Below are 11,244 nucleotides of genomic sequence, written 5' to 3'. Positions count from 1 at the left end.
ACGCTGCAAAGTTTGAATGTGCTCGACACCCCTGCTGAAGAACGTTTGGATAGAATTACCCAAATAGCTGCCAATATGTTTAATGTACCCATCGCGTTAGTATCCTTAGTTGATAATGAACGACAGTGGTTTAAGTCGTGTATTGGGCTCGAAGTCAATGAAACTCCGCGTGATATTTCATTTTGCGGCCATGCAATCTTGAGTGATCAAGCGTTTGTGGTGAATGACACGCTTAATGACATTCGTTTTGCGGATAATCCGTTAGTAACAGGTGCGCCATTTATTCGTTTTTATGCTGGCATACCACTTGCTCATGATAATGGTGAGCGTTTGGGAACCTTATGCATTATTGATACAAAACCTCGCGATTTCAGCACGGATGATATTTCGTTATTACGTGAGCTGGCTGTATTAGTTGAGTTAGAGCTTGTTCATAAGATTGCAAATACTATGGATGAAGTATCTGGTCTTTCAAATAAGGCTGGTTTTAAATTGCTAGCACCTGTTAGTTTGAAGGTTTGTCAGAAATTAAACCTCAAAGTGTCAGTGGTGTATCTCTTTATGAAGGGGTTATTAAGCTACAAGCAAGATGTCGAAAAGTATAATACGTTTTTACGCACCACTGCGGATGTATTTAAAGCTAATTTACGTGCGACTGATCTAATCGCACATTATGATGAGAATAGTTTTGTGGCATTGGTTAGTAATGCAAATAAAATTAATACGCAAAGTAAAGTTAATGATTTAGTAAAGCAGCTAAATCAATTAAGTCATGCAAAAAACTACGATAATAAAATTGAGTTCATTACAGGCGTAATAGATAGCTCACCATTTTGTGATATTGATGAGCTAATTTTTAATGCGTTTTTAAAACTGCATGATCAGGCTATTTGATGAGTTATTCAAAGCAAGACTGAAAAATCAATTGCTTAATTATTTCTTGGCTGGGTTTGATTTTTTCCATTGCTAAAAACTCATCAGGCTGATGCGCTTGCTGGATTGACCCAGGCCCCATAACAATAGTCTCACAGCCTAATTGTTGTAAAAAAGGTGCTTCGGTGCAGTAATTCACCGCTTGTGCTTTTTCACCTGAAAGCTTCTCAGCAAGTTTTACTAAACTGCTATCGGTAGAGCCAGAAAACGCCGGAATAGGGTCATGTAAATCAATAACCGCAACGGCATTAGGGTATTTTTCATTGATAGGTGCAACCGCCTGCAACAACATGGCTTGAAGTTCAGCAATACTAATTCCTGGTATCGGCCGCATATCAATGTGCAGTTCACAACAGCCGCAGATGCGGTTGGCATTGTCACCACCATGAATATGTCCAAGGTTTAATGTTGGGTAAGGAATCTTAAAGTCTGAAAATGAATATTTATTCTTTATATCTTCTTTTAATTTTAATAGCTGTGCTATTACTAAATGCATAACTTCAATCGCATTTAGACCTGCATCAGGATCTGAGCTGTGACCTGCCTTGCCTGTAATGCGAATGGCCGTCGACATATGCCCTTTGTGTGTATACACAGGTACCATATCAGTTGGCTCACCAATAATGCAGCGGCTAGGTCTTAATTTTTTCTGCTTGGCAATTTCAATTGCGCCAGCCATTGTGGTTTCTTCATCTGCGGTCGCTAAAATGGTGATAGGTTGTTTAATGTTTGTGAGCCCTACCTCAGCCTCAATTTCTTGCAATGCATTAATTACAAATGCAAAAAAACCTTTCATATCAATACTACCTAAACCGAAAAGTTTATTGTCTTGTTCGCTGAGCTTAAACGGATCAAACTGCCACCGGCTATCATCAAATGGTACTGTATCGGTATGACCTGCCAGCATTAAGCCGCCATCACCACTACCTAATTTTGCCGCTAAATTGTATTTTCCTGGGCTTGCTTCAAGTTCGGTTATTTCAATTGTGAAGCCAAGAGATTCGCACCAGCTGGCTAACAAATTAATAACTTCGCGGTTGCTCATATCTAATGATGGCACTGTTGCACTAATCGAAGGTGCAGCAATTAACGCGCGATACATTTCCATAAAATTCATATGTGACATTATCTACTCAAAAAAGTTATAAATAATTATGCAAAAAAGTTGAATATAAATTTACATTGGTTTATTCTGCGATTCAATTCATTTTTTTGAAATAATTAGTACCGAGACTAACAGCATGCATAAATCAACTTTACGACGATAACACTTTATTAAAACTTGTCTTAATAACCCTTTTTTAGTTTTTTGGAAAAAATATGAATATCGTTATCGTTGGTGCAAGCGGTTACTCAGGTGCTGAACTTGCCAAATTAATCTCTCTACATAACTCGCTAAAGTTAGTGGGTATGTATGTGTCAGAAAATAGCCTAGATAAAGGTAAATCGCTTGCTAGTCTTTACCCCGAACTAAATGGCATTGTTGCAGGTGAATTAGCGCCGTTAAATAGTGAGGCATTTTCAGTAATCGAACAAAATGCTGATGCCATTTGCCTATGCACTGAGCACTCAGTGAGTGTGGAGCTTGCGCCTAAGTTTGTAGCGATGGGCAAGAAAGTATTCGATTTATCGGGTGGTTTTCGTTTGTCATCAAATGATGATTATGAAACCTATTATGGCTTTAAGCACACCAGCCCTGAGTTATTAGAACAAGCCGTTTATGGCCTAGTTGAATGGCAAAAGGACAAAATTAAAGATGCGCAGTTGGTTGCGGTACCTGGTTGTTATCCTACAGCTGCACTCAATGCCCTTAAACCATTAAAGCAGGCTAGCTTACTTTCTGATGATACTGTGATTATCAATGCGGTTTCTGGGGTGACGGGTGCTGGTCGTAAAGCCAATGTGGCAACCCACTTTTGCGAAGTGAGCCTAAAGCCTTACGGTTTATTTAATCACAGACACGGCCCAGAAATTGAAAAATACCTTGATCACAAGGTGCTGTTTACACCGCATTTAGGCAATTTTAAACGCGGCATTCTTGAAACCATCTATGTCAAAGTAAAGCATGGTACTACTGCAAAACAAATTGCAGAGTCATATCAAGTGCTAGCTGATGAACCTTTAATTCGTTTACTTGACGATGCAATTCCATCAATTAAAGGTGTTGAGAACACTCCATTTGTTGATATTGGTTGGCAGTTACAGGGCGACCAACTCATTGTTATTTCTGCGATAGATAACTTACTTAAAGGCGCCTCTGGCCAAGCGCTGCAATGTATTAATTTAACTTTAGGTTTGCCAGCTCATACTGGTTTTCAAGGAGTGAAACATGGCTAATTGGGTAATTAAGCTAGGCGGTGCCGTATTAAATAACATTGATGCAGCAAAAGCACTTATTGATGTATTACATCAAAAACCTGAAGACAAATTTATTTTAGTGCATGGCGGTGGGTCGCTTGTTGATAGCTGGTTAAGCGATGCCGGGTTTGTAACCTCAAAACACCTTGGCCTGCGTATTAGTCCGCGTGAACAAATGCCCTATATTGTGGGTGCGTTAGCTGGGTGTGCAAATAAACAACTTATGGGTGCTGCAATTAGCAATGGCTTTAAACCTGTTGGCTTAAGTCTTTTTGAAGCAGGGCTTATCAGCGAACAAAAACTTAAAGCCCTTGGCCAAGTGGGTACTTGCATTGAAAACGATGCCAGCGTGATTAAGTCGTTACTTGATGCGGGCTGTTTTCCAATTGTGAGCTCGATTGGTTTTGACTTAGAAGGCAATTGGTACAACGTGAATGCCGATGAAGCGGCGGCAAGTATCGCGCAGTTACTCGACGCAGAACTTATTTTTATGACCGATGTGGAAGCGGTATTAGATAACAAGCTCAATCCATTACATCAGTTATCAAGTGATGAAATTTCTAAACTGATTGAAGAAGGAGTCATTAAAGGTGGCATGCAGGTAAAAGTAAATACCAGCTTGCAAGCTGCTCAACATTTACGACGTGGCGTTTATATCTCGAGCTGGCAAAAGCCAGAAAACTTAATCGCATTGCTCAATGGTGAGCATGTTGGAACCAAGATTACGCCATAGGAAAAATAATGACTCAACAATTTATAACAGGCTTAGAACTAAACAAAGAAGCCAACTTAAAATTACTTAATTTAGCATTACAAATTAAAAACAACCCAACGGATTTCGCCGAATCGCTAAAAGGTAAATCTGTAGTAACCTTGTTTGAAAAACCAAGTTTACGCACGCGTTTGTCATTCGATATCGGTATTAACAAACTCGGTGGTCATGCGGTATATCTTGATCAACAAAATGGTGCCATGGGGCAGCGTGAATCAGTAAAGGATTTTGCCCTGAATATTTCTACTTGGGCGGATGGCATTGTTGCACGGGTTATGTCGCACAGTACGCTGGAAACTCTCGGTGAGTTTTCATCTGTGCCTGTAGTGAATAGCTTGTGTGACTTATATCACCCATGCCAAGCACTTGCCGATTTTCTGACACTAACAGAAATCTACGGCGATGTAAGCCAATTAAAACTGGCTTATTTAGGTGAAGGTAACAATGTTACGCATTCTCTAATGTTATTAGCTGCAAGTCTCGGTACCGACTTTGTGGCTGTGTGCCCTAAAGGCGCCTCTCCTGATGCGCAAATTTTAAAGCAGGCTGAAGCAATCGCAGCACAAAATGGTGCGTCAGTATTGGTGAGTGACCGCATTGAAGCGGCCGTTGGCTCAAACGCACTCTACGCAGATACTTGGGTGTCAATGGGTGATAACACACCATTAGAATTGGTAAAAGAAAAGTACATGCCGTACCAAATTAATCAAAAACTGGTTGATATGACAGGTGCGTCAAGCGTACTGCATTGTCAGCCTGCACACCGTGAATTTGAAATTACCTCAGAGGTAATGGACGGTGAAAAATCATTCATAATACAACAAGCTGAAAACCGTATGCATGCGCAAAATGCATTGCTTGTAAGTTTATTAAATCCAAATTTTGTGTAAGGAATCGGTAACATGAGTTCTATTAAAAAAGTTGTACTAGCATACTCAGGTGGTCTTGATACCTCGGCTATCGTGCCATGGTTAAAAGAAAATTATAACTGTGAAGTAGTGGCATTTGTTGCCGATGTAGGCCAAGGCGCTGAAGAGTTAGAAGGCGTAGAAGCAAAAGCGATAGCATCAGGTGCATCTGAATGCCATATCGTTGATTTAAAAGACGAGCTAGTTGCCGATTATATTTACCCAACGCTTAAAACGGGTGCAATCTATGAGGGGACTTATCTACTCGGTACGTCAATGGCACGTCCTATTATTGCTAAAGCACAAGTTGAAGTGGCACGTAAAGTAGGTGCTGATGCGCTTTCTCACGGTTGTACCGGTAAAGGCAATGACCAAGTGCGTTTTGAAAGTTGTTTCGCAGCTCTTGCTCCAGATTTAAAAGTAATTGCACCTTGGCGTGAGTGGGATTTATCAAGTCGTGAATCACTGCTTGATTACCTTGCTGAGCGAAATATTCCGTGCTCGGCATCGGCTACTAAAATTTATAGCCGCGATGCAAACGCATGGCATATTTCACACGAAGGTGGCGAGCTTGAAGATCCATGGTGTCAACCGAGCGACCAAGTGTGGACATGGACAAACTCTCCTGAACAAGCGCCAAATGAGTCTCTGCTTGTTCAATTGAGCATTAAAAATGGTGAAGTGATAGCGGTCAATGGCGAGAAAATGTCGCCGTTTCAAGTGCTTACTACGCTAAACGAAATTGCAGCACCCCATGGTATTGGTCGTGTTGATATTGTTGAAAACCGCCTAGTTGGTATGAAGTCACGCGGTTGTTACGAAACCCCAGGGGGTACAGTAATTATGGCGGCACTTCAGGCAATTGATGAGCTCGTACTTGATAAAACCAGTCGCAAATGGAAAGACACCCTAGCCAATGAGTTCTCGCACCTTGTTTATGACGGTCGTTGGTTTACGCCACTAAAAGATTCAATTTTAGCGGCAGCAGAAGCCTTCTCTACACTTGCAAGTGGTGAAGTGGTATTGAAGCTCTATAAAGGTCAAGTGACTGCAGTACAAAAGCAGTCTGAAAACTCGTTGTACAGCGAAGACTTTGCGACTTTCGGTGAAGATGATGTTTACGATCAATCACATGCCGAAGGGTTTATTCGTCTATTTTCATTAAGCAGTAGAATTTCTGCAATGAATAACAAGTAATCTTGCCGAGTATTTTTTAGAGGATTGAGCTATGGCACTGTGGGGCGGACGTTTTTCTTCGGGACCAGATCACGCATTTAAGCAATTTAATGACTCGTTACCATTTGATTACCAAATGGCAGAAGAGGATATTATTGGTTCAATTGCGTGGGCTGGCGCGTTACAGCAGGTTGATGTACTTACAACGCAAGAACATCAAAAGTTAGTGGCAGGATTGAATGAACTATTACTTGAAGTTCAGCAAAATCCAAATGCAATTGCGACGGCTGGGGATGAGGATATCCACTCGTACGTGGAAGCAAAGCTGATTGAAAAAGTGGGCGATCTTGGTAAAAAGCTGCACACAGGTCGTAGCCGAAATGACCAAGTAGCCACTGATTTTCGTTTGTGGAGTCGAAAAACTGCGAAGCAATTACTTGCGGCCATAGCATCATTAAAAGATGCCTTAGTTACCCTTGCGGAAAAAGAGTTTGGTACTGTGTTACCTGGTTATACACATTTGCAACGTGCACAACCTGTACTGTTCAGCCATTGGTGCATGGCGTACTTTGAAATGCTTGAACGTGATGAAGCGCGATTAGAAAGTGCGCTTAGCCGCATTAATGTATGTCCGCTAGGATCAGGCGCGCTGGCAGGTACTGCCTATGCTATCGACCGTGAACAACTGGCAGCTAATTTAGGCTTTGATAGAGCAAGCCGCAATAGCCTTGATGCTGTATCTGATCGTGATTTTGTTGTGGAGCTATTAAGCTGCGCATCCATTTCAATGATGCATTTATCGCGTCTTGCGGAAGATATGATTTTCTACAATTCGGGTGAAGCGGGTTTTATTGAACTTGCTGACAGCGTGACATCAGGTTCAAGCTTGATGCCACAAAAGAAAAACCCTGATGCATTAGAGCTTATTCGCGGTAAAACCGGCCGTGTTTTTGGCGCATTCAGTGCGATGATGATGACATTAAAAGCGCTGCCGCTTGCCTATAACAAAGATATGCAAGAAGACAAAGAAGGGCTTTTTGATGCAATGCCAACCTGGCTTGCATGTATTCATATGGCTGAGGCCTGCATTAAAGGTGTTAAGGTTAATGCTGAGAAGACTAAAGCAGCAGCGCAAGGTGGCCATGCTAATGCCACAGAGCTTGCTGATTACTTAGTTGCCAAAGGTATTCCGTTCCGTGAAGGGCATCACATTGTAGGCGAATTGGTACAAGTGGCTATTTCGGAAGGTAAAAACCTTGAAGATTTATCACTATCGCAATTTAAAGCCGTGTGTGATGTGATTGATGACGATGTGTATCCTGTACTTGAATTGCAAGCATGTTTAGATGCGCGTTTAGCGCTTGGTGGTACATCACCTACGCAAGTTCAATATGCTATTAGCAACGCAAAAAAAAACGCTGAATTTACGGTAAGAGATGCCACGCTGAATGATGTGGAAGCAATCGCTGAGTTAATTCAGTATTGGGCGCGCGAGGGTGAAAACCTACCGCGCGCAAAAAGCGATATGATCCACAGCATCAATGAATTTGCAGTAACGGAAGTCAACGGAAAGGTGACAGGCTGTGCATCACTATATATTTACGATACAGGCCTTGCTGAAATTCGCTCGCTAGGTGTTAACCCTGAATCCAATGTGAAAGGGCAGGGACGAGCACTGGTAAATCACTTAATTGAAAAAGGCGCTAAGCTCGCATTAGGGCGGATTATTGTATTAACACGTGTACCAGGTTTCTTTACTAAGTTAGGCTTTGCCGATAGTCATAAATCCCAGTTACCTGAAAAGGTAATGAAAGATTGCGAGTTGTGCCTTAGAAAAGACAACTGCGATGAGGTGGCAATGGATTACCGTATTGCAAGGCCAAATGAGTTACGTATTGAATGCCGTAATGTTGCCTAATTAATTTTTCAAACTTTACTATTTAACGCCATTAAAAGCACAACAGATTACCTGTTGTGCTTTTTTATTGCGCTTTATCTAAGGTGATTAGTTTGTTTGTACTATAATTAGGGACGTGTGGCGAGTGTGAGAAAGCTAAGTTTTATCACTGAGAGTTATATGCCATTTTGTTAAATGGTCATATAAATCAGTTAATTAAAATTAATCCTTTGTTCGTATATTGAGTTTCATTCGCATTTCTGGATCGTTAATTGCTACTACTGTGCACCTGATGTTTAGTTGTCAGAAAAATGACAGCTAAAGGCCCCTAGGCTTGTTAGGAGTACAAACAAGAAATAATAAGGACGCTTAGGGTCATCTTTAAAATTTAGTTTAATAAGGAATTTAAAAATGCAAATTAACGGTACAAACAGCTTAAATGCTATGCAATATGCGCAAATGCAGAACACTCAAACAAATACAGTTAAATCAGAGTCTTCACAAAATACCCTACAAAGTGATAAGGTAACTTTATCGGCGGAGGCACTTGGTATGACTCCTGAATTAAATCGTGGTGGCTCTGGTGTTATCCTTCCAGACAAAAAGAAAGAACAGTAAAACTTTTTTTTATTTTGCCATCTCACCAGATGGGGCGGCTAGTGCTTCCAATCTTAAGTGAATATTTAGGTATCTTCTTTAATGGAATAATTGTTTGGTCTTTTTTAATGGCTCTTTTCTTTAGTGTCCTTATGTTTTTCTTAGGTCAAAAAGATAAATCAATTATTCTTACATCGTTAATAATGTTTATTTCTTATTATATAAGTGGTGAATGGCATTGGTTAATAGATGATAAATCAGATGTTTACCTGCTTTGGATTGCTTTTGACTACATTACCATTCTATTTATTAGTCTTTCCCATAAACTAGCTAAATTAAAATCTAATTCTGCGGTTAAATATATTTATTTTTGTTTATTCATAAACTCTATGTTGTTTTTAGGAATGCATGTAGATGTTATCGTGAACGAAAATACTGAGCCTTGGTGGTATTGGAATTTATACTCATATGGAATGATATTAATAGATTTTTCAATGGCAGCGTCTTTAGTTATTTTTAGGGATTTTACTGGCATTAGTAAAATTTTTGATAAATTTCATTTGGACATTGTATTAAAGAAAAAATCGAAAACTAGTTTGAAAAAAACTGAAAAGCGCCTTTCACAAGCTATGCTACAAGCTTAAATGCTTTTCGTTACTCCAGTAGTACTTGATTTAAATGCAGCGATTAGAATCGATATTCCCAACTGCCACTCATAGCAAATTCTGTCTCTGAATTACTTTCAAACTTATCGCGCCATGTGGTTGCTTTCAGTTTTAGTAAACCATCAAATAACCCTTGTTGGTAACCAACTTCAAGTTGCAATCGCTCTGATACATTGGTATCTAGATTAGCTTCACCTTTATTAACAAAGTCTAACGTGCGTAATTTAACAAAACCCGCATAACCGTTTGTAGTTTGGTAGCTTGTAGAGAGAGATAAACTCTTTACATTACCACCGATACTGGCTGCAATATTCTCACCTAAATGAGCATAACCTTGCTCGTAGTATTGGTGTTGATACTGACAGTGACTTACATCGTTAATAAAAGTGCAGTTTGATTCGGTGTCGGAATATTCAATGTAACTTTTCACTAAGTAATCTTGAGTGCCAAAGAAATGTTCTGCACCAATACTAAACATGGCATCTTCAGGTAAAAAACTAAGCTCATTAGTGCCAGCATATTCACCATATAATGCAACAGACTGATTAAATAAGCGTGTACTGTATTTAGCATCAATGCTTGTTAATTGGTTGTATTCATTAACGCCAGCATCATCAAGCTTATTTTTAGTTAGTATTACGTCACTTAGTGCGCCAAAACCATGGTCGGCATTTGGGCTGTCAAACTGTGCTGTTTGGTTAATACCAATCTCTAAGCCATTAATAGGCATTGATGAAAAACGCATCGCCCAAAATAAATTGTCTTTATCATCGTTTTTTGGGTATTTATCTTGCCCTACAAAAGCAGAGAAATTCCAAGCACCAATAAAGGATAGAAACTTGGGGCCGTAATAGTCGGTATTTAAACGGCTAAGGCGCAACCCCGGAATAGGGTCGGCATTGTTAGAAAGTAAAAGTGTATTGTCGTTGCTTGGGCCAAACCACTTATTGACCTGCTCAACACTTACGCTCCAATTGCCATAGAGAACCGCCAAATAAGAGCCATCATAGTTTAGTTCTTTTTGGCTGGTGGCATCTTTGTTATAGCCAATAGACACTTTTGCAGTTACGCGGTCGCCCATTAGCACCGAAGTACCTTGAATATTGCCTTTGTGTTTATTGCGTTGGCCAAAACTTTGTAAGTTGCTTGGCTCGCTATTACCGCTCACTCTGACTGATGAATAACTACCAGATTTGGCTACATTTAGGGCATGTTGTACTTTTCGAAGCGCAAAAAGCCCATCTTCAGATAGGGTTTGACGATTAATCTGAGATAGGTCTTGTGCGATGCCTTGCCACATCAGTGGGTAACTATTTACCGGGCGATTAATAGCACCTTCACTTACAAGTTGTTCGATTGCAGCGCGTAAAAAAGGGTCGTCAGTGCCAATCCAAGGCTCGGCAAATACGTTTGCTGCAAATACTAAACTACATGAGGCAGCAATATGGGTTAACTTCATTTTGCCAACTTTTCCTTAAGGGCGTTTACAACGATAGGGTCTACAAATTCGCTTACATCACCACCATGAATAGCCACTTCTTTAACTAAGCTTGATGAAATAAACGAGTTTTTCTCAGCTGGCGTTAAAAACACGGTTTCAAGTTCTTTATTTAAACGGCGGTTCATATTAGCCAGTTGAAATTCAAATTCGAAGTCTGAAACAGCGCGTAAGCCACGCACTAAAACCGGTGCGTTTTGTTCTTTTGCTAAATCGGCAAGCAAACCAGAAAAGCCAATCACAGTTACATTTTCAAGATGCGATAAAATAGATTTTGCAATTTCAACACGTTGTTCTAATTCGAAAAATGGCTTTTTATTTGGGTTGTGAGCAACCGCTAAAATAACTTCATCGAACATTTTTGCTGCGCGTTCAACTAAGTCTGTATGGCCATTGGTGATTGGATCAAAAGTGCCTGGATAAATTGCTTTTACTTTCAT

11 protein-coding genes are annotated in these 11,244 nt (G+C 40.2%); 8 read left to right on the top strand and 3 right to left on the bottom strand.

From position 1 onward, the window contains the following. On the top strand, window positions 1-894 hold an 894-nt coding region (locus ON073_RS13185; protein WP_274762346.1), incomplete at its 5' end, for a GAF domain-containing protein. A 4-nt stretch (window positions 895-898) separates the two neighbouring features. Here the strand turns inward: ON073_RS13185 and argE are convergent. After that, window positions 899-2,059 (bottom strand): acetylornithine deacetylase, encoded by a 1,161-nt coding sequence (gene argE / locus ON073_RS13180; RefSeq protein ID WP_274762345.1) that lies wholly within the window; start codon window positions 2,057-2,059, stop codon window positions 899-901. Window positions 2,060-2,253: 194 nt separating this feature from the next. Here argE and argC point away from each other — a divergent pair, with 194 nt between their 5' ends. The 7 genes from argC to ON073_RS13145 all read left to right on the top strand — a co-directional run bounded on the left by argC (window position 2,254) and on the right by ON073_RS13145 (window position 9,285). Further along, on the top strand, window positions 2,254-3,270 hold the full coding sequence (gene argC, locus ON073_RS13175; RefSeq protein ID WP_274762344.1) for an N-acetyl-gamma-glutamyl-phosphate reductase: 1,017 nt from the start codon (window positions 2,254-2,256) through the stop codon (window positions 3,268-3,270). Next, the gene (gene argB / locus ON073_RS13170) at window positions 3,263-4,024 is read left to right on the top strand and encodes an acetylglutamate kinase (protein ID WP_274762343.1); all 762 of its coding nucleotides are present in this window, start codon (window positions 3,263-3,265) and stop codon (window positions 4,022-4,024) included. Before argC ends, argB begins: the two co-directional genes overlap by 8 nt. Before the next feature lie 8 nt (window positions 4,025-4,032). Beyond that, window positions 4,033-4,953 (top strand): ornithine carbamoyltransferase, encoded by a 921-nt coding sequence (locus ON073_RS13165; RefSeq protein WP_274762342.1) that lies wholly within the window; start codon window positions 4,033-4,035, stop codon window positions 4,951-4,953. Window positions 4,954-4,965: 12 nt separating this feature from the next. Continuing rightward, entirely contained in the window at window positions 4,966-6,168 is a 1,203-nt protein-coding gene (locus tag ON073_RS13160; RefSeq protein ID WP_274762341.1) for an argininosuccinate synthase, read from the top strand. A 31-nt stretch (window positions 6,169-6,199) separates the two neighbouring features. Continuing rightward, the gene (gene argH, locus ON073_RS13155; RefSeq protein WP_274762340.1) at window positions 6,200-8,065 is read left to right on the top strand and encodes an argininosuccinate lyase; all 1,866 of its coding nucleotides are present in this window, start codon (window positions 6,200-6,202) and stop codon (window positions 8,063-8,065) included. 390 nt (window positions 8,066-8,455) lie between these two features. Further along, the gene (locus ON073_RS13150) at window positions 8,456-8,662 is read left to right on the top strand and encodes a hypothetical protein (RefSeq protein ID WP_274762339.1); all 207 of its coding nucleotides are present in this window, start codon (window positions 8,456-8,458) and stop codon (window positions 8,660-8,662) included. 41 nt (window positions 8,663-8,703) lie between these two features. Next, window positions 8,704-9,285 carry a hypothetical protein gene (locus ON073_RS13145; protein ID WP_274762337.1) on the top strand — a complete coding sequence of 194 codons (582 nt, stop codon included), beginning with the start codon at window positions 8,704-8,706 and terminating at the stop codon, window positions 9,283-9,285. A gap of 43 nt (window positions 9,286-9,328) precedes the next feature. Here the strand turns inward: ON073_RS13145 and ON073_RS13140 are convergent, their stop codons facing one another. Beyond that, the gene (locus tag ON073_RS13140; protein ID WP_274762336.1) at window positions 9,329-10,765 is read right to left on the bottom strand and encodes a capsule assembly Wzi family protein; all 1,437 of its coding nucleotides are present in this window, start codon (window positions 10,763-10,765) and stop codon (window positions 9,329-9,331) included. After that, window positions 10,762-11,244 carry a pantetheine-phosphate adenylyltransferase gene (coaD, locus tag ON073_RS13135; protein ID WP_274762335.1) on the bottom strand — a complete coding sequence of 161 codons (483 nt, stop codon included), beginning with the start codon at window positions 11,242-11,244 and terminating at the stop codon, window positions 10,762-10,764. Before coaD ends, ON073_RS13140 begins: the two co-directional genes overlap by 4 nt.

It is taken from the genome of Pseudoalteromonas sp. G4, from assembly GCF_028875915.1.
Classification (GTDB): domain Bacteria; phylum Pseudomonadota; class Gammaproteobacteria; order Enterobacterales; family Alteromonadaceae; genus Pseudoalteromonas.
This window is presented reverse-complemented; position numbering and strand designations above follow the sequence as displayed.

Coding starts and splice junctions, on each gene's coding strand:
- ON073_RS13165 (WP_274762342.1), top strand. CDS start 4,033: ATGACTCAACAATTTATAACAGGCTTAGAACTAAACAAAGAAGCCAAC.
- ON073_RS13140 (WP_274762336.1), bottom strand. CDS start 10,765: ATGAAGTTAACCCATATTGCTGCCTCATGTAGTTTAGTATTTGCAGCA.
- ON073_RS13160 (WP_274762341.1), top strand. CDS start 4,966: ATGAGTTCTATTAAAAAAGTTGTACTAGCATACTCAGGTGGTCTTGAT.
- argB (WP_274762343.1), top strand. CDS start 3,263: ATGGCTAATTGGGTAATTAAGCTAGGCGGTGCCGTATTAAATAACATT.
- argH (WP_274762340.1), top strand. CDS start 6,200: ATGGCACTGTGGGGCGGACGTTTTTCTTCGGGACCAGATCACGCATTT.
- ON073_RS13150 (WP_274762339.1), top strand. CDS start 8,456: ATGCAAATTAACGGTACAAACAGCTTAAATGCTATGCAATATGCGCAA.
- argC (WP_274762344.1), top strand. CDS start 2,254: ATGAATATCGTTATCGTTGGTGCAAGCGGTTACTCAGGTGCTGAACTT.
- argE (WP_274762345.1), bottom strand. CDS start 2,059: ATGTCACATATGAATTTTATGGAAATGTATCGCGCGTTAATTGCTGCA.
- coaD (WP_274762335.1), bottom strand. CDS start 11,244: ATGAAAGTAAAAGCAATTTATCCAGGCACTTTTGATCCAATCACCAAT.